The following is a 22,329-nucleotide window of genomic DNA, read 5'->3' on the forward strand; positions in this document are numbered from 1 at the left end:
CAAAATGAATAACATCGTGTGGCATCCGCATGCGGTTACCCGCTCTGACCGCAGCCGTGCCAAGGGGCAGCAACCCGTGGTGCTCTGGTTTACCGGCCTCTCCGGCGCGGGCAAATCGACCTTGGCGGGCGCCCTGGAAGAGGCGTTGGCCGCCCACGGCAAGCACACCTACCTGCTTGATGGCGACAACGTGCGCCATGGTCTTTGCAGCGATCTCGGTTTTGATGAGGCGGCGCGGCGCGAAAATATCCGCCGGGTTGGTGAAGTGGCCAAGCTGATGGTCGATGCCGGCCTTATCGTGCTCACCGCCTTTATCTCGCCCTATCGTGAAGAGCGCGACTTGGTGCGTGGCCTGCTGGGGGAGGGGGAGTTTCTCGAAGTGTTTGTCGATGCGCCGCTGGCCCTATGTGAACAACGCGACCCCAAGGGGCTTTATAAAAAGGCCCGCGCCGGCGAAATTCGCAACTTCACCGGTATCGATTCGGCCTACGAAGCGCCGCTTCAGCCCGAAGTGCACTTAATCAACTCCGGCCAATCCGTGCCCGAGCTAGTCGACGTGCTGCTCAGCGCGCTGCGCGAACGCGGCCTGCTCGACTAATCCCAGCCTGCACCGCTCATCAATCTTCAGGGGGCGCTTGCCCCCTGACTCATCTCTTTCCCGTCTCGCTTTTATCGCCGCTACCCAGCCACCGACGCGCCGTGCTGTCGGGAACGTAGGGTGCCAATAAGCGCAGCGCATTGCACCACTAACCAGAGCCGTGCTTGGTTAAACGCCTGAGCTTATTTATTCAGCTCGGTGGATTGGCTCGAAAACCAAAATTGTGCGCCAGTTGTGCATGCCTGTTGGTACTTTGGTCGTTACGTGACAAACAGAACGGTGGGTGTCCTCAATTTGGTACCTCGCTTTTATCACCGCTACCCAGCCACTCACTAGCCGTGCTGTTGGGAACGTAGGGTGCCAATAAGCGCAGCGCATTGCACCACTAACCAGTGCCGAGCTTGGTCAAACACCTGGGCTTATTTATTCAGCTCGGTGGATTAGAACGAGAGCCAAAACCAAGCGTTGATTTTGCCTGTCTGCCTGCCTGTTGGTCGCTAAGGGCCGCTCAGAACGGTGGGTGTCCCAATTCGCGCAACCAATGCGATCGAGGCTGCCCATCGGCAATTCCGCAAACTGACAAAAACCAAAGGTGGTTTCGCCAATGAAAATAGTTTTCTCAAGCTGTTATATGCCGGTATGTTGCAGGCATCAAAACTCTGGACGCTGCCCATACAGAATTGGAATCTGACATTGTCGCGGCTATCGATCCATTTCTCCGGCAGATTGGATGATCATATTAACCTATGTTCGGCTGACACAGAAGATTGAACACCCTCACGTTTTGCTCAGAACGGTGGGTGCTCCAATAGTTCGGCGCAACCGTTCAATTAGTTCCTCTGGTTTCATTGCTGGCTTGGTTCTATGTAAAATGCGATGGCAATTAGAACAGACAACACAAACATCATCTAATGTGCTTTTGTAGTTTTCATCTTTCTCAGATAGTGGGTTTTTATGGTGGCATTCAATAAACCCAGAACCTATTTCAGCACCATAAAAAGATTCAAAATCAAATCCGCAAATTTGGCATTTGAATCCATATTTATTTTTAGCATCTTGTACTAATTTTGCATTTCTCTTGAAATAATATGATTCGCGAACATGCCGTTCACCTTCCTCGTAATCCTGTTGTGGTGAATTTTCCCTAATTTCAAAACTATGAGAGTTCTCAATATTATAGCCACATTGAGTTAAGTGTTTAACATAACCTTCAGGGCCACCAAAGCTTTCTAATCTATCGCTTTTTACACGATAGACATTTCCCGCTGGTCTAAATTTTGGCAGGTATTGAACGTCTTGCTTAAACTGAAACCATGTAAGGTTAATGGGTTTTGTTTTAAAGAAGAAGATATAAGGGAAATGCGAACTACCCCATAAAAAATCTGACAGATCAAGTAATGGCTCTTTCCAAAAACTTCTCACGTGACATAAAGCTGGCATTTCACCATTACCGCCAGTGGTCTTTATTAGAAGCATTACATCATCAACACTGAGCTGGCGAATTATACTTTTTGCTCCTTCAGGAACACCCCATACATTACACCACCCTTCTGGGAATTCATTATTAAGCGCATTCTCGATTTCTGCCTGCAGATGAATAGGGCAACGTTCAACGATATCCGCAATAGCAACATCACCAAAGACTGTTTTAGGGAAGTCACTATTCGCCCCTTTTATGCCTACATCATGAAAAAATAATTGCATAATACTTCCTATGTACTACTGCTTATGAACTGAAATTGGGACAGTCACCATTTTGAGTTGTTCGTAGTTGACTTTACTCGCTTATCAATTACATCAGACAACGCTACCGCCCCTGAATGACAGCTTTCAGTCTGCTGCTTGTTATCTGCGGTGTGATGCTGATCTGGCTCAGGCTTGACTCCAATGAGACGGTTGCCAAGTGGGTATAATATCGAGCGGAGCGGGTCAGGAAAGTGGAAGAGGAAAATTTCCTGAGCAAGATCAATAAACTAATCGAGATTAACTGAGCCCCTGCCTTTGGCCGGAGACTCGGCTTACCCATCCAGCCTGTTTGCGCACAGCGTTGATAACGAAGGGTGAACGGGAAGAGTGGGCACATTGATGGCCCCGCTAACAAGCGACATTGGCTCCATCCCTCAGCCTTGTGGCACCATACTCATCCACCTTTTCAGTAATCAGGTCATGCCCGATATTACAGCGGATGGCGATATGCTGGGTAAGCTGGCCAGCCTTGCCGGCAGCAATCCTCAGGTACAGGTTCTTTGGCTCTATGGTTCACGGGCCAAAGGTACGCACGACCCGGCCAGTGATTGGGATCTGGCGGTGGCGTTTGACCCAGTCAAACAGGACGGTCCGTTGGGCGTTGTGCTTGAGAACCGGTTACGGCCAGAGCTGTTGGCGCTGGAGTGGCAGCGAGCCTTGGGATTGGCTGATGGTGCGCTCTCTGTGCTGGATATCAATCAGGCTCCCATTCCGTTGGCGTTTGCCGTGGTGGCCGCCAATCACCTGCTTTATAGTCGTGACGAAGGGCGGCGATTACAGGAAGAGGCGCGCATTATGTCCCGGCAGGAGATCGATTTTTCTTCTGCGGCATGGGCGAACTACTCCAGCAATGAAAGCAGCGATAACGCCTATATCAGCGCCTTGCGTATCAGCCTGTCACGCTATCAGGCCGAGTTATCAGAGATCCGCACCATCTTGGCAGAGCGTGCGCTCTCCAATCTGGAATACCGCGCCGCAGAGCGGACGCTTCAAGTGACGATTGAAGCGTGTATTGGCGTGTCAAAACATTGGGCGAGGGCACTGGCGGGGCATACGCCGCAAGATGCTTATCAGGCTTTCGAGATCTTGTCTCAGCGCGGCGAACTTGCCGCAGATAGCCTGCTTGGCTGGCGCAAGATTATCGGGCTGCGTAATGCGCTGGTGCACGACTATCTCAATATTGACCCTGACATTATTCGCAGCGTGATCGGCCAAGGTTATAGCGATCAGCTCTTTACCTTTGCCCATCAAGGGCTGGACTGGCTGGCCGCGCATTTGGGCAAACTACCTTATGTTTAACGATCTCAAGGTTTCTGCACCCGGGTATGGCGGGATAACGCACTGATAAATCAGGGGGCATCAGCCCCCTTTCTCTTCACTGCCATCGGTCGCAATGGGTGGTGCCAGCATGGCGACTTCGAGTTGCATACCTTGCGCCAGCAGCACTTGCAGATCTTGCTGGTACTCTTCGGGGGGCACGTCACGCAGCAACTGGGCCAGCTCGTTGGCGACCGGGGTCAGGCGGTAATAGAGCAATTTGGTGTTGCTCTGACGGCTGCGCAGGCGCCAGCGCTGGTTGGTAAATTCCAGCTCCAGCCCGTCGGCCGGCAGGGCGCCGGATTCGAGCTCGCCTTTGTGCAGCAACCCCAGTTCAAACAGCTGCAACAGGGCGTTATAGGGCAGGCGATATTTGCCAAGGCCAAGGCGTGACACCCGGGCGCGGCTAAGCAGAGTTGAGCCTTTGAAAATACCGATCAGCAGGCGGCGCTCGTCATTACCGACATAGGCGCAAGAGAGGGCGCACAGGCGCTGGAACAGCTGGGCATCGCGCTGGGTCATCTCTTTGAGGGTGACCAGGGCGCGCACCGAAAAGCTGCCCGGTGTGGCGATTTCCAGAGCGAGGATCTGTCCCCACAACTGCTGCATCGGCACCGAGCTTATCTCTTCGGCCAGCTGCAAAAAGCGGGTCAGCCAGTCGGGGTCCACATCGCCCCCGGCGGCGCTCTCGCCGCACTGGCGCGAGGCCATCACCATGATGGTTTCCAGATTGCGCTGGCGGGTGGCTTGCTCGGTGGCGAGCCGTGCACTGGCGCGCTGCTCAAAGGTGCTGTCGCTGTTTTTGGTCAGCATGCCGTCGATATGACGGCTGCGGGCCAGTCGCAGGGTCTGCTCCTGGCTGCTCAGGATACTGCTGGAGTCACGTTTGGGTGGCGGCAGATCGGACATGGCGCACCAGTACGCAGTGGATAAGAGTGGTCATCTTACTCTGTCGCCCAGAACGAGAAAACCACCGCGTCGCGGTGGTTTTGGGCTCACTGATTACTGGTCGTAAGGGACCACCTCTACCGCATCCATGGCGTATGAGGCGTTGGCCATGTCGTGGTTGGAGCTCACTACCTTCATGGTGCCCTTGACCCAGATGGCATCCCACAAGTCATCCACCGGCGCCCCTTTGGGGTACTGCACATAGATAACCTGGTTGGTCGGCGGTGGCGGCACGTGAATGCAGGCGCCAAAGTAGGGAACCAGCAGGAAGGCGGTCACCTTTTCGGCATCCCCCTCCAGCGGCACCACAAAGCCGGGCATGCGCACCGTCTGCTGATCAAGGGTTTGCACCACGCCACCGACCGGCTGTGGCTGCTCAGCGGCCGGCGCGTCGTGGTTGATCATCGGCGGCGGCACCACTTTCTCACCGGGCGGGATTAAGGCATCCCAGTCGAGGGTTTTATATTGGGTGGCACTGGCCGGACAGACCCAAAGCAGGGCCAGCAGCAGCGCTAACAGTCGTTTCATCAAGGCTCCTTGTTGCAAAGGGATCATAACCGGATGCTCATGCCATCGCTGAGCGAATAGCGATAGGCGCGCCAGGCAGGCAGCAGACCTATCACCAAGCCGCTTATCCACACCAGCGCCAGCAACCAGAGCTCACGTTCGCTCGGCCAGCTGAGCATAAGTTGCAAACCATAGCGATCCAGCAGCCAGGGCATGGCCAGTGCCTCGGCGCCATAGAGCAGCAACACGCCCACCAGCAAACCGGCTGTGGTGAGGGCTGCAGCTTCCAGCGCCAGCAGCGCAAACAGGTGCAGGGGACGGGCGCCGAGCGAGCGCAAAATCGCCAGCTCGCGGCGCCGCTCGTTGAGCCCGGCCAGCAGGGTGGTCAGCATGCCAATCAGCCCCGCCACCACCACAAACCCGGCGATCACCGAGAGCGCCGTCTCTGCCACGCTCATCAGGCTCCACAGCTCCTGCAAGGCGGCGCCGGGCAGGATTGCCATCAGCGGCTCGCTGAGCCAGGTGTTGATGGTGCGCTGCAACTGGAACGCAAGAATGCGCTGGTTAAGGCCCACCATAAAGGCGGTGATGGTCTTGGGGGTGAGATCTTGCGCCAGCGCCTGCTCGGCGGTGACCGACTTGCTGTGGCGCCCGCTGTCCCAACCGAGGTGGATCGCCTCGATACCAGCCAGTGGCACATGAACGGTGCGATCGACCGGCGTACCGGTCGGCGCCAAAATCCCCACCACCTTGAACGGCAGGTTGTCATGCAGCGAAAACGAGGTGTTGCCAGCGCCGTGGGCGATCACGATGGATTGGCCGAGCCGGTAGCGCAGCTTTTTCGCCACCTCGGCGCCCAGCACCGCCTCAAACGGCGTGGTGAAAGGACGCCCTTCGCTCAATTGCAGCGGCTGGTTGCGGCCATAACGCAGGTATTTGAAGTAATCGCCACTGGTGCCCAGCACCCGAAATCCCTTGTGGGAGTCACCGAGCGAGAGCGGAATGGTCCAGGCGATGCCGCGCAGTTTGGCAATCTCCTGATAAGCATCCCAACCGACATTGTTGGTGGGGTTGCCAAGGCGAAACACCGAATAGAGCAGCAGGTTTACCTGACCGGAGCGGGCGCCAACGATAAGATCGGTGCCCGACACCGTGCTGGCAAAGCTCTCCCGCGCCTGGGTGCGCACACGCTCGACCCCAAGCAGCAAGGTGACGCTGATAGCCACCGCCAGCATGGTCAGCGTGGCGGTCAGGCGCCGCGCCCACAGGCTGGATAACGCCAGTTTCAGCATGTGGACCTCCGGTTCAGGGCCGGCAGACTTTCAACCCGGCCAAACAGCGGCTCGAGATAGGGGTCGTGGCTGACAAATATCAGGGTTGAGCCCTGCTTGTCGCACTCCTCGAACAACAGGCGGATAAAGGCGGCGCGATTGTCGGTATCGAGCGCCGAGGTTGGCTCATCGGCAATCACCAAAGGCGGCGCGCCAATCAGCGCCCGCGCCGCGGCCACCCGCTGCTGCTGACCGATGCTCAGGGCATGCACCGGGCGCTCGAACAAGGCGCTCGGGATCTGCAGCTCTGCGAGCAGGCGGCGCGCCTCTTTTTGTTCGCCACCGAGTAGGCGGGTCCGCTTTTGTGGCGAAAAGGTGAGGGCGCAGGTGACGTTATCGAGCACCGACAGGTAGGGCAGCAGATTGAACTGCTGGAACAGGTAGCCCAGATTAGCGGCGCGGAAGCGATCCCGCGACGAGGCAGATAGCTCGGCCAGTGACTGGCCGAGTACCTCAAGTGTGCCTCGTTGCGCGGTGTGGATACCGGCCAGCAGGCTGAGCAGGGTGGATTTGCCCGAGCCGGAAGGCCCCTTGATAAAGACGCGCTCGCCTTCATAAAGGGTTAGCTCGGGGATCTCCAGCACCGGTTCGTGATGTGGCCAGGCAAAGACCAGATCACGCAGTGTGACGACAGGGTTGCCCATGACTTACCAGCTCAGTGTGTTGTCGCTCGGGGTCAGTTCGCCTGCCACCTGATTGCCGGGCACGATGCCTTGTACAGTCAGGCGCTGCAGCGTTGGGTAAAGCCCAAACAGGGTGGCTGTGATGCCTTTGAGCGCATCGGGTTTGGCACAGGTGAAGGTGTAGGTGGCGTGCACATCGGCGTGCTCGTGCCCGTCATGATCGTCGTGATCCTGCTCGTGGGCGGCGTCATGGTCGTGGTCATGTTCATCATGGCCCACTTCCACCTGCTGCTCGGTCAGTTTGCAGGCTGCATCCGGCGACAGGGTAAACAACGTGTCTGCCGCGTTCAGGCGCGCCAGCGCCTGCTTGAGCTGCGCTTTTTCGGCGTCGCTGCTGGCCTTATGTTCAAAACCAATGAGATCCGCCGCCGGAGCTTGCAGCTCCAGCATCAGCTGATCGCCATCCAGCACCAGATTGAACTGGCCGTGGCCATGTTCATGGGCGCCGTGGCCGGCGGTGTTGTCGTGAGAATGGTGGTCGGCACTGGCCGCAAAGCTGGCCAGTGCCAGCGTCAGAGCGAAAGCTTTCATTCGATACTCCCATATCGGTCAATAAGATTGAGCAAAGGTTGCCGTGTGGCGTGGTTTAACGTGACAACCGGACGGGAGGGGCTCGAATGGTGCAATACGCGCTGACTGGGGGGATAAGGGAGTTCGCAAGCGTGCTGGCGGGCTCGGGATGTTGCGGCGTGATAAGCGGCCGGTGAAGGTGAGTGGCCAGCAGATGGGCGCCATCCAGATGCATGGCGCACACCGCGCAGTGGTGCGAATGGTCGGGGGAGAGACTATCTATCTGGTGCAGGGCAAGGGCCGGTTGCATCCACAACCAGCCCGCCAGCCATATCCAGAGCAGAGCGCGTAACCTGACCATACTGCAAGGGGCGCTGCCCCGTTGACCTCACTGCTTAAAGATGGGACTTGATCAGTGCCATCACGTTGTCGATATCGGCCGGTGCCAGTTGCCCGTCTTTGGCAAACAACACCTTGCCGTCTTTGCCCAGCAGCACGATGGCCGAGCTTTCCGGGTTCAGGCCCCAGGCGTTACGCGCCATTCCCTTGGCATCGAGCACGATGCTCGACCAGGGAAACTCCTGCTTGCTGCTTTCGGCACTGCTTTTGACGAAACCCGAGGTGCCCCAGATGGCGTCATTGCTGTTGATCACGGTGACGGTCTGATACTGGTCATGGGGCAGTTTGGCTGCCTTGATAGCCTCGATCATCGGCGCATTGAGCTCTTTGGCACTGCTGCGACCGGCGATGTGCTGCACCAGAAATACCTTGCCGGTCAGGGCACTGCTCTGCCAGCTCTGATAACTCACCTCTTTGCCATTGAGTACCAGCTCGCCCTTGTCACTCACCTTGACCAGCGGTAACGGGGCCGATTCCTGAAAATTGTGCGCCATGGCCAGCGGGGAGAGCAGGGCCAGGGTCAGGGCCAGATATTTCATCCTCATGACACTCCTGTTGTTATGTTATAACGGGTTGGGGCTTGAAGAAAGCCGACGTCTGTATCCTAAACTCATCAGACCTGTTTAAAAAGTGTTAAAATCGGCAATCGCAATCCGGGGCGCAGCATGCCATGCCACGCCCCAAAAGCAATGTGAGTCGATGAGGTCTAACCAGTCGCGCTGTCAGTAGAGAGATTCGCTGACCAGCTGCACCCGGGCATCCATCAGCTTTTTGACATCGCCGAGATTGCCGGTGAGCAGCACATGCGGTTTTTGGTTGATCATGATGGTGGCACCCGGCAAGCCGCTGTCGGCGCTGATAATCAGCCAGGCCGGTGACACGCTGCCACGGCTGTTGTCGGGATAAACCAGTCGCAGGCCATAACGCGGTGCCAATTCGGCCAGCAGCACCGCCATCAGCAGCGCCTTTTCATCGCTGTCGGCCTGATTGCGCTCAAGGGCCTGCAGCGGCGGTGTGAAGTGATCCTGCTGCTCGTGACCCGCCGGGATCCGCGCCAGCCACTCTTGCAACAGCGTGACGCTCTGGCGGATATCGGGGCGGACAAACTGACGGGCCAGCGGCTGCAGCGCATGCTTGAGGCCATAAAACAGCTGCGAATAGTTGGGGCGCACGCACGGCGTGCGATCTTGGCTCTGGCAGGGCACGATACGCATCTCAAAGAAGGCATCTTCTTCATATTGCTGATAGGCCTGCCAGAACAGAATCGAGGGAATGCTGTCATCTTGCAGCGCGAGCGCCTGCTCGAGGCTGGCAAATTTCAGGTTGTCTGCCGGCGTCACGCGGTTAATTTCGACCAGACTGCCTTCCAGCTTGCTGCCCATCTTGGAGTAGAGGCTCTCGATGGGAAAGTTCAGCGCGCTGTCGAGGCGCTGCATCTCCAGCTCGCTGGCACGCAGGTCGCGCTCGCTGACCTCAAAGGCGATTTGCTGCTTGCCTTGCACTGATTGCCACTGCCATTGCAAGGGCGAAGCGCTGGCTGCAACCGTGAGCAAAAGACTGCACACTGCAGAGGGGAACCACGTCATGGCTGTTCTCTCCCGATGGGTTGACAGGGCACTGCACAGGCAGTGAGACACCCTTTAATGTGTAGGTGATGGGGGAAAGTTTGCCGCTGCCGCGTCAACTTTTTTAACGGGCTGCGGGTCGGTAAAGTGGCAGATGGCGGCTGGGCGTAACGAGCGCACATCAAGGAGATGCAACGATGAACAGAGTGATCGCAGTGCTTGGATTAGTGGCGCTGCCGGCGCTGGCCGGTAGCGTGACCGTGACGCGCGGTGATGAGCATGTCGATGTGTTTGCCCTGCGCGACAAGCTGGTGCGCGAGCAGCAGTGGCAGGATTGGCTGCGCCATCAGCAGGCGATCGAGTGGCTCAAGGTGCTGCCGGTCAATTGCGAGGTGGTCAGTCAGGACGATGGCAGTTATCGCTGCGGCGGACAGTGGTACAAATCTTATCAGCAGCAGGATGGCGAGCAGATGTATATCCGCGGCGAGCCCTCGGGCAACAGCACCACTCCGGGCGCGAGTACCACGCCGAGCGTAAATGCCACACCCGCGCCGGCTGCGCCAGAAACACAAAAGGCGCCCTGAGGCGCCTTCTGTCGCAAGCCGTCTTACTTGGCGGCGTAGCGTTCGGCAGAAGCCATGATCTCAGCTTCGGCTTCGGCCTTGTCGCCCCAGCCGTCAACCTTGACCCACTTGCCAGCTTCCAGCTCTTTGTAGCGCTCGAAGAAGTGTTGGATCTGGGCGCGGAGCAGTTCCGGCAGATCGTTCACGTCCTGGATATGGTCGTACTGCTTGGTCAGCTTGGAGTGCGGAACGGCCACAACCTTGGCGTCCTGACCGGATTCGTCGGTCATCTTCAGCACGCCAACCGGACGGCAGCGAATCACAGAGCCGGCCAGCAGCGGGTACGGGGTCGGAACCAGCACGTCAACCGGATCACCGTCCAGGGAGAGGGTGCTGTTCACGTAGCCGTAGTTGCACGGATAGAACATGGGAGTAGCCATGAAGCGGTCAACGAAGATGGCGCCGCTGTCTTTGTCTACTTCGTATTTGATGGGGTCGGCGTTTTGCGGGATTTCGATGACAACGTAGATGTCCTCGGGCAGGCTCTTGCCAGCCGGTACCAGATTCAGGCTCATGACGTTTCCTTCAATGGTGTGTCGATGAATAAATGCAGGGGGACATTATAGCGAGCTTGCTTCAAATGACCATATCGGCGGCGGATGAGGAGTGCATCGCTGGCAAACGGTGGGGCGATTGCTAGAATGGCGCCCACAATGACAGGAAAAGGAAGCGGTATGCACATTCACATCCTCGGGATCTGCGGCACCTTCATGGGCGGCATCGCGGTGCTGGCCAAGCAGCTTGGCTATCGGGTCACCGGTTCAGACGCCAACGTCTATCCCCCCATGAGCACCCAGTTGCAAGAGCAGGGCATTGAGCTGATTGAAGGCTACGACCCCGCCCAGCTCGACCCGGCGCCGGATCTGGTGGTGATTGGCAACGCCATGAGCCGTGGCAACCCCTGTGTGGAATATGTGCTCAACCGCAACCTGCCTTATGTCTCCGGCCCGCAGTGGCTGCTTGAGCATGTGCTGCAAGACCGCTGGGTGCTGGCCGTGGCCGGTACTCACGGCAAGACCACCACCGCCAGCATGCTGGCCTGGGTGCTGGAGTATGCCAAGCTCGAACCCGGTTTTCTGATTGGTGGCGTGCCGGGTAACTTCCCGGTGTCGGCCCGTTTGGGCGCCGCCCCCTTCTTTGTGATCGAAGCCGACGAATATGACTGCGCCTTCTTCGACAAGCGTTCCAAGTTTGTCCACTATCGGCCGCGCACCCTGATCATGAATAATCTGGAGTTCGATCACGCCGACATCTTCCCCGATCTGGCGGCAATTGAGCGCCAGTTCCACCATCTGATGCGTATCGTGCCGGGCAATGGCCGGGTCTTTTATCCCAAAGCTGATCAGAACCTCGCCGCCGTGCACAAGATGGGCTGCTGGAGCGAAGTGGAGCTGGTTGGTGAAGATGCCACCTGGCGCGCCGTCAAGCTGGCTGACGATGGCTCGGCCTTTGAGGTGTGGCTCGATAACCAGAAGCAAGGCGAGGTGCACTGGGAGTGCATCGGCGATCACAACGTCAATAACGGTCTGATGGCGATCGCTGCGGCCCGTCATGCCGGTGTGGTGATTGAACACGCCATCGCCGGTTTGTCTGCCTTCCGTTCGCCCAAGCGCCGCATGGAGCTTAAAGGTGAAGTGGCCGGCATCCGCGTCTATGACGACTTTGCCCACCACCCGACCGCGATTGCCACCACCCTCGGGGGACTGCGCGCCAAGGTCGGTGGCGAGCGGATTCTGGCCGTGCTGGAGCCGCGCTCCAACACCATGAAACTCGGGGTCCATAAAGAGGAGCTGGCCGGCTGCTTTAACGGCGCTGATGAGGTGTTCTTCTTCCAGCCGCCCAACATCGGCTGGGATTTGGGTGAGGTGACCGCCCACATGGAGAAACCCGGCAAGGTGTTTAATGAGCTCGATACCCTGATCAACCGTCTGGTGGCCGAGAGCCGCGACGGCGATCATATCCTCATCATGAGCAACGGCGGTTTTGGTGGCATTCACGACAAGCTGCTGGCCCGTCTGCGCGAATACCACGGCATGCTATGACCCGACGCATCACGCTTGCCCTGACCGGCGCCTCTGGCGCCCCTTACGCCCTGCGCCTGCTCGAATGTCTGGTGCAGGCTGACTATCAGGTGTTTGTGCTGGCCAGCAGCGCCGCCCGCGTGGTGCTCAAAACCGAGCAGGGCATCGACTGGCCGGCGTCGCCGCAGGCGCTGTCGCAGCAACTGTGCGCCGACTATGGCGCGCGGGAAGGGCAGATTGTCGCTTGTGGCAAAGAGGAGTGGTTTTCGCCGGTGGCGTCGGGTTCTGCCGCGCCCAAACAGATGGTGATCTGCCCCTGCTCGATGGGGGCGGTATCGGCGATTGCCCATGGCGCTTCAGACAATCTGATTGAGCGGGCGGCCGATGTGGTGATTAAAGAGCGTGGCCAGCTGATTTTGGTGCCGCGCGAATCACCGTTCTCGCCGATCCATCTGGAGAACATGCTGAGCCTGTCGCGCATCGGGGTGACCATCATGCCGGCGGCGCCCGGTTTTTATCATCAGCCGCAGTCGGTGGGTGATCTGGTGGACTTTATGGTGGCGCGGATTCTCGATCATTTGGGCATCGAGCATCAGCTGATGCAGCGCTGGGGTTACCAGAAACAGTAAAGGCGGCCGAGGCCGCCTTTACATTCACACCACAGGCAAAATGTCATGCTCAGGCGCGGGCCCCTTGGGCACGCAGAGTGAGCGGAGCGGTCACGTAGTGATAGATGGTATCCACTACGTCGCGGCGGTCCGGACGCTCGGGGGCGTTGACCATCTGCATCACCAGATAGCCAAAGCTGGTCAGGCCGCGGGCCAGCTGGGCGGCAGAGAGCGAGCTCTCCACTTCACCACGATCCATGGCCGATTGCAGGTGCTGGGCGATGTGGCCAAGACTGCTGTCGAGCAGCTTGACGTAACGCGGCCACACCTCTTCGCGCACCGACGAACTCCACTCCAGCCAGATATTGGCGTGATCGGGTTTGTCGTAGGCAACATCAATGAACATTTCGACGTGACGGCGGATGCAGGCGTTGATGGGCTGACCGGCGGCATAAGCCTGGGTCATGACCTTGTGCATGAATTGCTCGATTTCGCCGAGCACATCATCGACCAGATCTTCGCGGGTGTTGAAGTAGTTAAAGACAGTGGCCACCGAGACCTTTGCCTGTTCGGCAATCTCGGCGTGTCCGGCCCGGCCGATTCCGCGGCGGGAGAACACTTCGATGGCACACTCCATAAGCTGGGTACGACGGGCCTCCGGCGAAAGCCGGGTACGCCGCCTTATTTCTGCGCGTGGTTCCATATTGTCAGTTCTTTTTAGTGGTTTATTAGGAGTTGTCGTGTCTAACAGCCTGTGAACGTTGAGCACTTTACCAACTAAATTAAACCGGTGAAAGAGAGACGTGTTCCTGACGTGAGCCACGGCAGATGGTACAATTCCCGCCCTCGAAATCAGTCGTATCATGTGATTCACATGATGCCAATGGAGTACCCCATGAAACATACCGTTGAGGTGATGATCGCCGAAAGTGATGTGCAGGCAAGGATTGTCGCACTGGGACAGGCTATCACCGCCCACTATCAGGGCACCGAAGAGCTGGTGCTGGTAGGGCTGCTGCGCGGCTCCTGTGTTTTTCTGGCCGACCTGTGCCGTCATATCGATTTGCCGGTGAGCCTCGATTTCATGACCGCCTCCAGCTATGGCAGCGGCATGAACAGCAGCCGTGACGTGCGCATCCTCAAAGACCTGGATGACGACATCAAGGGTAAAGATGTGCTGATTGTCGAGGACATCATCGACACCGGTTATACCCTGAGCAAGGTGCGCGAGATCCTCACATTGCGCGAACCCAAATCGCTGGCCATCTGCACCCTGCTCGACAAACCGTCGCGCCGCGAGGTCAACGTGCCGGTGCAGTGGGTCGGTTTTGCTATTCCGGATGAATTTGTGGTGGGCTGCGGGATTGATTATGCCCAGCGTTACCGCAACCTTCCCTACATCGGCAAAGTGGTGCCGCTCGCGTAAGCGCTGCCCGTTGCCAGCGGCAGATCTGATCTGCCGCTTCACCTATCACTCCCAGTAGTGTGCTGACGCTCCAGAGGAATTCATGAACGCACTGGAAATCAGTGGATTGAGAAAGACCTACGCCGGTGGCGTAGAGGCCCTCAAGGGCATCGATCTGTGTGTCCGGGAAGGGGACTTTTTTGCCCTGCTCGGCCCCAACGGTGCCGGCAAGTCGACCACCATCGGCATCATCAGTTCGCTGGTGAACAAGAGTGCCGGGTCGGTCAAGGTATTTGGCTACGACATCGACAAAGAGCTGGAACTGGCCAAGAGTCAGCTCGGTCTGGTGCCGCAGGAGTTCAACTTCAGCCAGTTCGAGAAGGTGAGCCAGATTGTGCTCAACCAAGCCGGTTTCTATGGCGTCCCCAAAGCCGTGGCCCGCGAACGTGCCGAGAAGTACCTGCGTCAGCTCGATCTGTGGGAAAAGCGCGACATGGCTGCGCGCACCCTCTCCGGCGGCATGAAGCGCCGGCTGATGATTGCCCGCGCCCTGATGCACGAGCCTCGTCTGTTGATCCTCGACGAACCGACCGCCGGGGTGGATATCGAGATCCGCCGCTCCATGTGGCAGTTCCTGCAGGAGCTCAACCGTGAAGGGGTGACCATCATCCTCACCACCCACTATCTGGAAGAGGCCGAGATGCTGTGCCGCAACATCGGCATCATCGACAAGGGTCGCCTTATCGAAAATACCAGCATGAAGGATCTGCTCGGCAAGCTCGGGCGCGAGACCTTCCTGCTCGATCTGGCGCCTGATACGCCAGCGCCGGTGCTGCCCCAGTTCCTCTGCCGTCAGCCCGACCCGCGCACGCTTGAGGTGGAGCTCGACAAGAGCCAGTCACTCAATGCCCTGTTTGCGGCGCTGAGCGAGCAGGGGATCCCGGTGCACAGCATGCGCAACAAGGCCAACCGCCTTGAGGAGCTGTTTGTCCGTCTGGTTGAGGAGGGGAGAAAAGCATGAATCCGCAATCCTACTGGATCGCCTTCCAGAGCATTATCTCCAAGGAGATTGCCCGCTTTACCCGGATCTGGATCCAGACTCTGGTGCCGCCGGCCATCACCATGAGCCTCTACTTCGTCATCTTCGGCAACCTGATTGGGTCGCGGATTGGCGAGATGGGCGGTTTTACCTACATGCAGTTCATCGTGCCCGGCCTCATCATGATGTCGGTCATCACCAACTCCTACTCGAACGTCGCCTCATCGTTCTACAGCGCCAAGTTTCAGCGCAACGTGGAAGAGGTGCTGGTGGCGCCGATCCCCAACTACGTGATCATCGCCGGTTACGTGGGGGGGGGAGTGGCGCGCGGTCTGTGCGTTGGCTTTATCGTGACGCTGGTGTCGCTGTTTTTTGTGCCGCTGCAGATCCACCATCTGTTCAGCGTTTGCATCACTGTGCTGCTCACCTCCATCGTCTTCTCGCTGGGTGGGCTTATCAATGCGGTGTTTGCCAAGAGCTTCGATGACATCAGCATTATCCCGACCTTCGTGCTGACTCCGCTGACCTACCTCGGTGGCGTCTTCTACTCGATTCACCTGTTGCCACCGTTCTGGCAAGGGGTGTCGCAGGTCAACCCGATCATCTACATGGTCAATGCGTTTCGCTTCGGGTTTTTGGGGATCTCCGATGTCTCGCTCGGCGTGGCCTACTCCATTATCGGGCTGTTTATCGTGGCGCTCTATGCGCTGGCCTGGTGGCTGATATCCCGTGGTATCGGTCTGCGCCACTGAGTCTGGCTGGATATGAAAAAGGCGCCGTGGGCGCCTTTTTGCTATCTGCAGAGCGGCCCGATTTAGCGGGCCAGCTCGGTCAATACTGCTTGCAACAGGCGGATGCGCGGCTCGATGGAATCGAGATCGAGATACTCATCCTCACTGTGAAAGCCGGCGCCGATAGGGCCGAGACCATCAAGGGTCGGCACGCCCAGCACGGCGGTGAGATTGGCATCCGAGCCGCCACCAACTGCTTGCCAGGTGATGGGCAGCCCCATCTTGGCGCCGCAGCGCTCGACCAGCGCCATCAGCTGCTCGGTGCCGGCATCCGGCGTCATGGCCGGCTTGTAGGCTTCCCGCGCGAGCGTGACCCGCACACCATTGACGAACGGTTGCTCGGTCATGTTGCGCACACTCTGATCGAGCGCCTGATAGTCGTCGTTGTTCCAAAAACGCACATCCACCCAGGCCGTTGCGCTGTCGGGCACAATATTGGCCACGCTGCCGCCCTTGATGACGCCAACGTTGAGGGTGGTGCCACGCTCATGGTCGTTGAGCATATCAAGTGCCAGGGTCCAGTGTGCCAGCTCCAGCACGGCGCTGCGCCCGGCACGCGGGTCGTTACCGGCGTGGGCCGCTTTGCCGGCAAACTCGATGCGATAGCGGGCCATCCCCTTGCGCGCCTTGACCAAAGAGCCATCGGCGCGGGCGGCTTCGGCCACCAACACATGCCGCGCTTGGCGGGCGACTTCACTTAACCACGTATGGGAGTAGTTGGAGCCGGTCTCTTCATCCGGGTTCATGCAGATGCACAGGGAGAGGCGCTGCGCCGTGGCCGGGTCGAGATGGCGCATGGCCCACAGCACATTGAGCAGACCCGATTTCATGTCAGACACGCCGGGCCCGAAGGCGCGATTGCCCTCTACCCGCAGCGGCCGCTTGGCCGCGGTGCCGACCGGGAAGACGGTATCAAGATGGCCAATCATCAGCACGTCGATGGGCTCGCCAGCAGGACGGTTACGGATTTCCAGACCGATGCCGGCATCGCCGCACGGCACTTCACGCACCTGCCAGCCGGGCAGGGCGGCAAAATGGGCGGCCATCTGGCTGGCGACCTGACGGTTACCCTCCAGATTCATGGTGCCGCAATCGACATTGATGAAGGGGCGCAGTTCATCGAGATAGTCAGAGAGGGAAAATTGCATGGACAGTTCCTTGAGCGGGGCACCAGGCCCCGCATAACACAGGCTCAGACGAGCAGGTTCATCAGCCACATGGCGCCAAAGGCGTTGATGACAGAGATGATGATCATCACCGGGATGTGGCGGCCTTCGGTACCGATGGGGCCCAGAATACGCCCAATGTATTGGACTTGGGAGCCCATCAGATAGATGGCCGGCGCCAGAATCGCGATGTGTTCACCGGTCAGGATGCCCTGATCGAACAGGGAGATGACCACACCGACGGCGCCGCCCATCGACATCCAGGCACCGATCAACACGGCAGCGGCTTCGCCCGGCAGGCCAAACAGCCCCATCAGCGGCGAGAAGACGCTACCCATGGCATCCAGGGTGCCGGTGATCTGCAATGCCTTGATGATGACAAACGCCATCAGCACGTTGGGGACAGTGGAGGTGGTGGCGATGGTCCAGCCCTTGCGGGCGCCCTCGATAAAGATATCGGTCACCATGGGCTTTTTGACTTCAGTAGACATCACGCGACCTCCTTCTGTTCGGTGGTGACTTCGTCTTGCTCACGCTTGCGCTCGGTCAGGTTCAGGTAAACGCGAAACAGGTTGGCGCCGACAATTTTGAAGGTAAACATCACGCCGACCGCCAGACCAATCGAGGTGGGCACCGCCAGCGATCCATCGCTCAGCAGCAGGGTGAACAGCACTGCCCCGGAGGAGAAGAAGTTGACGATGGTGGCACCAGCCGAGAACTGGAACATGGTGAACACGTCGGTTTCGCGCTGGTTGAGGTGGCCTTCATCCTTGAGCTGGCGGGTCATGGCCGCACCGGCATCGGTGCTTTGCAGCGAGGCGATCAGCGCCAGCCCCGAGTTACCCGGAAGGCCCATCAGCGGCTTGAGCAGCGGGCTGAGCAGCTGGCGGGCGGCACGCAGGGCGCCGTAGTGCTCCAGCACGTTGATCATGCCCAGGGCAAACATCACGGTGGGGATCAGGGTCAGGGCGAACAGGAAGCCGTCACGGGCGCCGTTGCCCCCCTTGCCACGCATGTCACTCATGGCGGTGGTGACGCCGTCACCGGTGTGGTTGACCGCTTGTACGACAGTACCAAAACTGCCGTTCAGGGTGGTGAAATCGAATACGCCATACCACTGCTTGGATTGCAGCAGACCCGAGAAAAAGATCACGGCAAAGGCGAGGGCGAGATAGCAGCCTATGGTAACGCGACGCTTGGCGTCTCCTGATTGACTCATTGTCTCTCCTTGGGTCCGAAATGCGGACCACGAGGTCGGTGATTGGGAGATGAATTTTCGATTAATTAGCTGGTGGCTTATTGATTGAAATCAAAATAAGCGGCGTCGTGTCGTGCTGCTGTCCAATCGGATCGTGCTTCTGTGAGGCGGGTCATGCCGGATGAGTCCGGCAAGTGGGGCGTAAAGGGGTAACGAAAGGGCAAAACAAGAGGGGACGCCGTGGCGTCCCCTTATCTCATCAGCCGAGGCTGACGACCTGATTATCAATCAGGCGCGCCTTGCCGAGGAAGGCGGCCATCAGGATCACTGCCTCGCGGCTCTGCTCCGACAGGGGCAGCAGGGTGCGGGCATCGACAATATCGATGGCATCGGTACGAAAACCGGCGCTGTCGAGTTGGTGGGCCGCATCGCGTACCAGCAGGTCGAGATCCCGTTCACCAGAGGCGAGGCGATCGGCCAGCGCGTGCATGACGTTGGCTAGGGTCGGTGCCACGACGCGCTCGGCAGCGGTCAGATAACCGTTACGGGAGGAGAGCGCCAGACCGTCGTGGGCCCGCACGGTCGGCACGCCGATGATCTCGATCGGCATGGCCATGTCTTCCACCATCTTGCGCAGCAGCGCCAGTTGCTGGAAATCCTTCTGACCGAAGCAAGCCACGTCCGGTTGAACCAGATTGAACAGCTTGGTGACGACAGTGCTGACGCCACGGAAGTGACCCGGACGCAGTGCCCCTTCCAGCAGGGCCGAGAGGCCCGGCACTTCCACGAAGGTCTGGCTGGCCAGTCCCTCGGGATACATGATCTCTGGGGTCGGGGTGAAGACCAGATCGACACCGGCACCGCGCAGGGCGGCGCAATCCTGCTCCAGAGTGCGCGGGTAGTTGGCCAGATCTTCGGCCCGATCAAACTGCATCGGGTTGACGAAAATGCTGACCACCACGCGGTCGGCATGGCGGCGGGCTTCGGCAACCAGGGTCAGGTGGCCCTGGTGCAGGTTGCCCATGGTGGGCACGAAGGCGATCCGCTCACCGGCACGACGCCAGGTGGAGAGGGTGGAACGAAGGTCGGCGATCTGATTGGCAACCAACATGACGTTGACTCCTGTACGCAGTAAGGCAAAGGGGGCCGTGGCCCCCTGTCGATTCAGTTAAAGCTGTGTTCCGGGCCGGGGAAGGTGCCTTCGGCCACCTGCTGGATATAGAGGCGGACTGCGGCGCGCATGTCACCGGTTTCAGCCAGGAAGTTCTTGGTGAACTTGGGGGTATAACCGGAGGTGACGCCAAACGCATCGTGCATCACCAGGATCTGGCCATCGGTGGCCGGGCCGGCACCGATACCGATCACCGGGATACGCAGCGCCTTGGTGATTCGCTCGGCCAGTGCGGCCGGCACACACTCGAGCACCAGCAGCTGGATGCCGGCCTCTTGCAAAGAGAGGGCGTGGCGATAGATCTCTTCGGCCTGAAACTCGTCACGGCCCTGCACCTTGAAGCCGCCAAATACATGCACTGATTGCGGGGTGAGACCGAGGTGACCACACACCGGCACGCCGTTGCGGGTCAGCTGGCGAATGCTCTCACACAGCCAGTCGCCCCCTTCGATCTTGACCATGCGGGCACCGGCCGCCATCAGCCGACCGGCGTTGTGGCAGGCCTGCTCCGGGGTGGTGAAGCTCATGAACGGCAGATCGGCGATGACCAGGGCATTACGAGTCCCGCGAGCGACACAGCGAGTGTGGTAGACCATGTCATCCATGGTCACCGCCAGGGTATCGTCACAGCCTTGCAGCACCATCCCCAGTGAGTCGCCGATCAGCAGGGCATGAGCCCCTTCATCGTCAAACAGCCGGGCAAAGGTGGCGTCATAGGCGGTAATGGAGGTGAACTTGCTGCCTTCCTGCTTCATTTTTTGCAGGGTGGCGATAGTGACCTTGCTCATAAGGACTCCTACACAGAGGGAGCGGGGGCAATGATCTGCAGGCCGTTGGGCGGACACTGCAGCGCCAGCTCACGAAGCGCACTGCCACAAGGCAGGCGCAGATCGGGGACAATTTCATAAAGCGGTAACAGCACAAACTCGCGCTGCTTCATGCCGTAGTGGGGCACCGTCAGGCGCGGGCTCTCGATGATCTGGTCACCAAACAGCAGCAGATCGAGATCCAGTGTGCGCGGCCCCCAGCGCTCATCTTTGCGCACACGCCCCTGCTCGCGTTCGATGCGCTGCAGTTCGTCGAGCAGTGTGAGCGGCGCCAGCGTGGTGGCCAGTTGCGCCACGGCATTGATGTAATCCGGTTGATCCTGCTGCCCCATCGGTTTGCTGCCATACAGGCTCGAGCAGCCAAGCAGGGTCGTTCCTGGCAGGGCCCCCAGTGCTGCGATGGCGCGGCGCACCTGATCCTGCGGGTCATTCAGGTTGGCGCCGATGGCAACAAACGCAAGGGTCATGATGCGCTCGGAGCCGATCCCGGTTTGCGACGACGCGGACGGCGGCGCTTTTTGTTGTTATTTTCGCGGGCCTCGCGCGGTTCATCACGGCTGGCTTCACGCTGCAGCTGATGACGCGATTCGGGGGCTGACTCCACGTAACGCTCCCACCAGCTGGCCAGCTCGCCGATACCGCGCTCGACGCGGTTGCGCAGCAGCAGGAAATCGTAAGCGGCGCGGAACTTGGGATGCTCCATGGCGCGCTCCGGGTGGCGTCCCTGACGGCGGGTCAAACGCAGTTGCAGGGCCCAGATGTCACGCACGTCGGTGGTGAAGCGGCGCGGAATGGCGATGATGCGGGTCTGGCTATCCAGCACCTCGTTGACCGCCATCATAAAGGCGTCGTGCCAAGGCAGACCGCTCTCGTTTTCCAGAATGCGGGCCCGGCTCTCGACTGCGCCCCACAGCAGGGTGGCATAGAGGAAGGCGGGGGTTACGCGCTTCTCCTCACGCACCCGGTTGTCGGTGTCGATGAGGGCAAACTCAATCAGACGCTCATGCACCGAATCGCCGTTCGGGGTCAGTAGCGGTGTGAGCTGCGGGAAGAGTTGCTGGAACAGGTTGTATTCGCGCAGCAGGCGATAGGTCTGCAGCGCATCGCCGGCCAGAAACAGCTTGAGGGTCTCTTCAAACAGACGCGCAGCCGGAATGTCTTGCAGCAGCGGAGCCAACTCGTGGATCGGCAGCGCGCTGCGCGGGCTGATGGTCATGTCGAGCTTGGCGGCAAAACGCACGGCACGCAGCATGCGCACCGGATCTTCGCGATAGCGGGTCTCGGGGTCGCCAATTAGATCCAAACGGCGCGCTTCGAGATCGGCCAGGCCACCACAGAAATCGTGCAGGGTGAAATCCTTGGCACTGTAGTAGAGGGCGTTGACGGTAAAATCGCGGCGCTCGGCATCCTCTTCGATGGTGCCGTAGACGTTGTCACGCAGCAGCATCCCCTCTTCGCTCTGGGCGGAGACGTGGCGGCTGTTGTTAACCTGATGGTGGTGACCGCGGAAGGTGGCCACTTCAATGATGTCGCGACCAAACACAATATGAGCCAGGCGGAAGCGACGGCCGATCAGGCGGCAATTGCCAAACAGTGCCTTGATCTGCTCCGGCGTGGCTTCGGTGGCGATGTCGAAATCTTTCGGCGTCTTGCCCAGCAGCAGGTCGCGGACACCGCCGCCCACCAGATAGGCTTCATAGCCGGCCTTGTTCAGACGGTAGAGTACCTTGAGCGCATTCTCGCTGATCTCCTTGCGCGAGATGGGGTGCTCGTCGCGGGAGAGGATGCGGCGTTGGTGGATGTCGGGAGCGCGTTGTTCAGATTCCATCTGCGTTTCGCCGCCCTCGTCCTTGCCTAGCACCTTGCGGCAAAAGTT

26 protein-coding genes and 1 pseudogene are annotated in these 22,329 nt (G+C 59.1%); 10 read left to right on the forward strand and 17 right to left on the reverse strand.

Going from position 1 to position 22,329, the window contains the following annotated elements:
* Window positions 1-4 precede the first annotated feature (4 nt).
* Window positions 5-598 (forward strand): adenylyl-sulfate kinase, encoded by a 594-nt coding sequence (cysC, locus tag BW958_RS08460; RefSeq protein ID WP_076575292.1) that lies wholly within the window; start codon window positions 5-7, stop codon window positions 596-598.
* 528 nt (window positions 599-1,126) lie between these two features.
* Window positions 1,127-1,369, forward strand: a pseudogene (locus BW958_RS08465) (IS256 family transposase); the annotation flags it as partial.
* Window positions 1,370-1,375: 6 nt separating this feature from the next.
* Here the strand turns inward: BW958_RS08465 and BW958_RS08470 are convergent.
* Entirely contained in the window at window positions 1,376-2,302 is a 927-nt protein-coding gene (locus tag BW958_RS08470) for an HNH endonuclease (RefSeq protein ID WP_076575293.1), read from the reverse strand.
* Window positions 2,303-2,764: 462 nt separating this feature from the next.
* Between BW958_RS08470 and BW958_RS08475 the strand changes: the two genes are divergently transcribed.
* Window positions 2,765-3,643: a type VII toxin-antitoxin system HepT family RNase toxin gene (locus tag BW958_RS08475; protein WP_179078832.1), complete on the forward strand. Its 879-nt coding sequence runs from the start codon at window positions 2,765-2,767 to the stop codon at window positions 3,641-3,643.
* A gap of 60 nt (window positions 3,644-3,703) precedes the next feature.
* Here BW958_RS08475 and BW958_RS08480 read toward each other — a convergent pair whose 3' ends face one another.
* The 5 genes from BW958_RS08480 to BW958_RS08500 all read right to left on the reverse strand — a co-directional run bounded on the left by BW958_RS08480 (window position 3,704) and on the right by BW958_RS08500 (window position 7,661).
* The gene (locus BW958_RS08480; RefSeq protein ID WP_076575295.1) at window positions 3,704-4,570 is read right to left on the reverse strand and encodes a TIGR03899 family protein; all 867 of its coding nucleotides are present in this window, start codon (window positions 4,568-4,570) and stop codon (window positions 3,704-3,706) included.
* 93 nt (window positions 4,571-4,663) lie between these two features.
* Window positions 4,664-5,137 carry a DUF3299 domain-containing protein gene (locus BW958_RS08485; protein WP_076575296.1) on the reverse strand — a complete coding sequence of 158 codons (474 nt, stop codon included), beginning with the start codon at window positions 5,135-5,137 and terminating at the stop codon, window positions 4,664-4,666.
* Window positions 5,138-5,160: 23 nt separating this feature from the next.
* The gene (locus tag BW958_RS08490; protein ID WP_076575297.1) at window positions 5,161-6,408 is read right to left on the reverse strand and encodes an ABC transporter permease; all 1,248 of its coding nucleotides are present in this window, start codon (window positions 6,406-6,408) and stop codon (window positions 5,161-5,163) included.
* Window positions 6,402-7,091, reverse strand: a complete 690-nt coding sequence (locus tag BW958_RS08495) for an ABC transporter ATP-binding protein (protein ID WP_076575298.1) — start codon at window positions 7,089-7,091, stop codon at window positions 6,402-6,404. The genes BW958_RS08490 and BW958_RS08495 overlap by 7 nt, the downstream gene beginning before the upstream one ends.
* 3 nt (window positions 7,092-7,094) lie before the next feature.
* Window positions 7,095-7,661, reverse strand: coding sequence for a DUF2796 domain-containing protein (locus tag BW958_RS08500; RefSeq protein WP_076575299.1), 567 nt, complete (start codon window positions 7,659-7,661; stop codon window positions 7,095-7,097).
* Window positions 7,662-7,809: 148 nt separating this feature from the next.
* Here BW958_RS08500 and BW958_RS20180 point away from each other — a divergent pair, with 148 nt between their 5' ends.
* The gene (locus tag BW958_RS20180; RefSeq protein WP_083687281.1) at window positions 7,810-7,992 is read left to right on the forward strand and encodes a hypothetical protein; all 183 of its coding nucleotides are present in this window, start codon (window positions 7,810-7,812) and stop codon (window positions 7,990-7,992) included.
* 43 nt (window positions 7,993-8,035) lie between these two features.
* Here BW958_RS20180 and BW958_RS08510 read toward each other — a convergent pair whose 3' ends face one another.
* A complete protein-coding gene (locus BW958_RS08510; protein WP_076575301.1) occupies window positions 8,036-8,578 on the reverse strand; it encodes a YtfJ family protein in 543 nt (180 codons plus the stop codon).
* 183 nt (window positions 8,579-8,761) lie between these two features.
* The gene (locus BW958_RS08515) at window positions 8,762-9,625 is read right to left on the reverse strand and encodes a hypothetical protein (protein WP_076575302.1); all 864 of its coding nucleotides are present in this window, start codon (window positions 9,623-9,625) and stop codon (window positions 8,762-8,764) included.
* Between the two features lie 176 nt (window positions 9,626-9,801).
* Here BW958_RS08515 and BW958_RS08520 point away from each other — a divergent pair, with 176 nt between their 5' ends.
* Window positions 9,802-10,188, forward strand: a complete 387-nt coding sequence (locus tag BW958_RS08520) for a hypothetical protein (protein WP_076575303.1) — start codon at window positions 9,802-9,804, stop codon at window positions 10,186-10,188.
* A gap of 23 nt (window positions 10,189-10,211) precedes the next feature.
* On the opposite strand, the gene ppa is transcribed toward BW958_RS08520, so the two are convergent.
* Window positions 10,212-10,742 (reverse strand): inorganic diphosphatase, encoded by a 531-nt coding sequence (gene ppa, locus BW958_RS08525; protein ID WP_076575304.1) that lies wholly within the window; start codon window positions 10,740-10,742, stop codon window positions 10,212-10,214.
* 159 nt (window positions 10,743-10,901) lie between these two features.
* On the opposite strand from ppa, the gene mpl reads away from it, so the two are divergent.
* Entirely contained in the window at window positions 10,902-12,269 is a 1,368-nt protein-coding gene (gene mpl, locus BW958_RS08530) for a UDP-N-acetylmuramate:L-alanyl-gamma-D-glutamyl-meso-diaminopimelate ligase (RefSeq protein ID WP_076575305.1), read from the forward strand.
* Window positions 12,266-12,877, forward strand: coding sequence for a flavin prenyltransferase UbiX (locus BW958_RS08535; RefSeq protein ID WP_076575306.1), 612 nt, complete (start codon window positions 12,266-12,268; stop codon window positions 12,875-12,877). Before mpl ends, BW958_RS08535 begins: the two co-directional genes overlap by 4 nt.
* A gap of 49 nt (window positions 12,878-12,926) precedes the next feature.
* On the opposite strand, the gene BW958_RS08540 is transcribed toward BW958_RS08535, so the two are convergent.
* The gene (locus tag BW958_RS08540; RefSeq protein WP_076575307.1) at window positions 12,927-13,559 is read right to left on the reverse strand and encodes a TetR/AcrR family transcriptional regulator; all 633 of its coding nucleotides are present in this window, start codon (window positions 13,557-13,559) and stop codon (window positions 12,927-12,929) included.
* A gap of 192 nt (window positions 13,560-13,751) precedes the next feature.
* Between BW958_RS08540 and hpt the strand changes: the two genes are divergently transcribed.
* The 3 genes from hpt (at window position 13,752) to BW958_RS08555 (ending at window position 16,052) form a co-directional block, all read left to right on the forward strand.
* Window positions 13,752-14,282 carry a hypoxanthine phosphoribosyltransferase gene (hpt, locus tag BW958_RS08545; RefSeq protein WP_076575308.1) on the forward strand — a complete coding sequence of 177 codons (531 nt, stop codon included), beginning with the start codon at window positions 13,752-13,754 and terminating at the stop codon, window positions 14,280-14,282.
* Between the two features lie 82 nt (window positions 14,283-14,364).
* Window positions 14,365-15,282, forward strand: coding sequence for an ABC transporter ATP-binding protein (locus BW958_RS08550; RefSeq protein ID WP_076575309.1), 918 nt, complete (start codon window positions 14,365-14,367; stop codon window positions 15,280-15,282).
* Window positions 15,279-16,052, forward strand: coding sequence for an ABC transporter permease (locus BW958_RS08555; RefSeq protein ID WP_076575310.1), 774 nt, complete (start codon window positions 15,279-15,281; stop codon window positions 16,050-16,052). The genes BW958_RS08550 and BW958_RS08555 overlap by 4 nt, the downstream gene beginning before the upstream one ends.
* Window positions 16,053-16,114: 62 nt before the next feature.
* On the opposite strand, the gene BW958_RS08560 is transcribed toward BW958_RS08555, so the two are convergent.
* From BW958_RS08560 to pcnB, 7 genes are all read right to left on the reverse strand, one after another.
* Window positions 16,115-17,239 carry a M20 family metallopeptidase gene (locus tag BW958_RS08560; RefSeq protein ID WP_076575311.1) on the reverse strand — a complete coding sequence of 375 codons (1,125 nt, stop codon included), beginning with the start codon at window positions 17,237-17,239 and terminating at the stop codon, window positions 16,115-16,117.
* A gap of 44 nt (window positions 17,240-17,283) precedes the next feature.
* Window positions 17,284-17,748 carry a YjiG family protein gene (locus tag BW958_RS08565; RefSeq protein ID WP_076575312.1) on the reverse strand — a complete coding sequence of 155 codons (465 nt, stop codon included), beginning with the start codon at window positions 17,746-17,748 and terminating at the stop codon, window positions 17,284-17,286.
* On the reverse strand, window positions 17,748-18,476 hold the full coding sequence (locus BW958_RS08570) for a nucleoside recognition domain-containing protein (protein ID WP_076575313.1): 729 nt from the start codon (window positions 18,474-18,476) through the stop codon (window positions 17,748-17,750). Before BW958_RS08570 ends, BW958_RS08565 begins: the two co-directional genes overlap by 1 nt.
* 238 nt (window positions 18,477-18,714) lie before the next feature.
* Complete coding sequence (gene panC / locus BW958_RS08575) at window positions 18,715-19,566, reverse strand: pantoate--beta-alanine ligase (protein ID WP_076575314.1); 852 nt, start codon at window positions 19,564-19,566, stop codon at window positions 18,715-18,717.
* 53 nt (window positions 19,567-19,619) lie between these two features.
* Window positions 19,620-20,414: a 3-methyl-2-oxobutanoate hydroxymethyltransferase gene (gene panB, locus BW958_RS08580; RefSeq protein WP_076575315.1), complete on the reverse strand. Its 795-nt coding sequence runs from the start codon at window positions 20,412-20,414 to the stop codon at window positions 19,620-19,622.
* Between the two features lie 8 nt (window positions 20,415-20,422).
* Window positions 20,423-20,920 (reverse strand): 2-amino-4-hydroxy-6-hydroxymethyldihydropteridine diphosphokinase, encoded by a 498-nt coding sequence (gene folK, locus BW958_RS08585; protein WP_076575316.1) that lies wholly within the window; start codon window positions 20,918-20,920, stop codon window positions 20,423-20,425.
* The gene (pcnB, locus tag BW958_RS08590) at window positions 20,917-22,314 is read right to left on the reverse strand and encodes a polynucleotide adenylyltransferase PcnB (protein ID WP_179078834.1); all 1,398 of its coding nucleotides are present in this window, start codon (window positions 22,312-22,314) and stop codon (window positions 20,917-20,919) included. The genes folK and pcnB overlap by 4 nt, the downstream gene beginning before the upstream one ends.
* Window positions 22,315-22,329: the final 15 nt, after the last annotated feature.

The organism is Aeromonas sp. RU39B (assembly GCF_900156095.1).
GTDB lineage: Bacteria > Pseudomonadota > Gammaproteobacteria > Enterobacterales > Aeromonadaceae > Aeromonas.

What these genes read in the sequence shown, in the direction of transcription:
- cysC (WP_076575292.1), top strand. Translation starts at nt 5, where the DNA reads ATGAATAACATCGTGTGGCATCCGCATGCGGTTACCCGCTCTGACCGC.
- BW958_RS08470 (WP_076575293.1), bottom strand. Translation starts at nt 2,302, where the DNA reads ATGCAATTATTTTTTCATGATGTAGGCATAAAAGGGGCGAATAGTGAC.
- BW958_RS08475 (WP_179078832.1), top strand. Translation starts at nt 2,765, where the DNA reads ATGCCCGATATTACAGCGGATGGCGATATGCTGGGTAAGCTGGCCAGC.
- BW958_RS08480 (WP_076575295.1), bottom strand. Translation starts at nt 4,570, where the DNA reads ATGTCCGATCTGCCGCCACCCAAACGTGACTCCAGCAGTATCCTGAGC.
- BW958_RS08485 (WP_076575296.1), bottom strand. Translation starts at nt 5,137, where the DNA reads ATGAAACGACTGTTAGCGCTGCTGCTGGCCCTGCTTTGGGTCTGTCCG.
- BW958_RS08490 (WP_076575297.1), bottom strand. Translation starts at nt 6,408, where the DNA reads ATGCTGAAACTGGCGTTATCCAGCCTGTGGGCGCGGCGCCTGACCGCC.
- BW958_RS08495 (WP_076575298.1), bottom strand. Translation starts at nt 7,091, where the DNA reads ATGGGCAACCCTGTCGTCACACTGCGTGATCTGGTCTTTGCCTGGCCA.
- BW958_RS08500 (WP_076575299.1), bottom strand. Translation starts at nt 7,661, where the DNA reads ATGAAAGCTTTCGCTCTGACGCTGGCACTGGCCAGCTTTGCGGCCAGT.
- BW958_RS20180 (WP_083687281.1), top strand. Translation starts at nt 7,810, where the DNA reads ATGTTGCGGCGTGATAAGCGGCCGGTGAAGGTGAGTGGCCAGCAGATG.
- BW958_RS08510 (WP_076575301.1), bottom strand. Translation starts at nt 8,578, where the DNA reads ATGAAATATCTGGCCCTGACCCTGGCCCTGCTCTCCCCGCTGGCCATG.
- BW958_RS08515 (WP_076575302.1), bottom strand. Translation starts at nt 9,625, where the DNA reads ATGACGTGGTTCCCCTCTGCAGTGTGCAGTCTTTTGCTCACGGTTGCA.
- BW958_RS08520 (WP_076575303.1), top strand. Translation starts at nt 9,802, where the DNA reads ATGAACAGAGTGATCGCAGTGCTTGGATTAGTGGCGCTGCCGGCGCTG.
- ppa (WP_076575304.1), bottom strand. Translation starts at nt 10,742, where the DNA reads ATGAGCCTGAATCTGGTACCGGCTGGCAAGAGCCTGCCCGAGGACATC.
- mpl (WP_076575305.1), top strand. Translation starts at nt 10,902, where the DNA reads ATGCACATTCACATCCTCGGGATCTGCGGCACCTTCATGGGCGGCATC.
- BW958_RS08535 (WP_076575306.1), top strand. Translation starts at nt 12,266, where the DNA reads ATGACCCGACGCATCACGCTTGCCCTGACCGGCGCCTCTGGCGCCCCT.
- BW958_RS08540 (WP_076575307.1), bottom strand. Translation starts at nt 13,559, where the DNA reads ATGGAACCACGCGCAGAAATAAGGCGGCGTACCCGGCTTTCGCCGGAG.
- hpt (WP_076575308.1), top strand. Translation starts at nt 13,752, where the DNA reads ATGAAACATACCGTTGAGGTGATGATCGCCGAAAGTGATGTGCAGGCA.
- BW958_RS08550 (WP_076575309.1), top strand. Translation starts at nt 14,365, where the DNA reads ATGAACGCACTGGAAATCAGTGGATTGAGAAAGACCTACGCCGGTGGC.
- BW958_RS08555 (WP_076575310.1), top strand. Translation starts at nt 15,279, where the DNA reads ATGAATCCGCAATCCTACTGGATCGCCTTCCAGAGCATTATCTCCAAG.
- BW958_RS08560 (WP_076575311.1), bottom strand. Translation starts at nt 17,239, where the DNA reads ATGCAATTTTCCCTCTCTGACTATCTCGATGAACTGCGCCCCTTCATC.
- BW958_RS08565 (WP_076575312.1), bottom strand. Translation starts at nt 17,748, where the DNA reads ATGTCTACTGAAGTCAAAAAGCCCATGGTGACCGATATCTTTATCGAG.
- BW958_RS08570 (WP_076575313.1), bottom strand. Translation starts at nt 18,476, where the DNA reads ATGAGTCAATCAGGAGACGCCAAGCGTCGCGTTACCATAGGCTGCTAT.
- panC (WP_076575314.1), bottom strand. Translation starts at nt 19,566, where the DNA reads ATGTTGGTTGCCAATCAGATCGCCGACCTTCGTTCCACCCTCTCCACC.
- panB (WP_076575315.1), bottom strand. Translation starts at nt 20,414, where the DNA reads ATGAGCAAGGTCACTATCGCCACCCTGCAAAAAATGAAGCAGGAAGGC.
- folK (WP_076575316.1), bottom strand. Translation starts at nt 20,920, where the DNA reads ATGACCCTTGCGTTTGTTGCCATCGGCGCCAACCTGAATGACCCGCAG.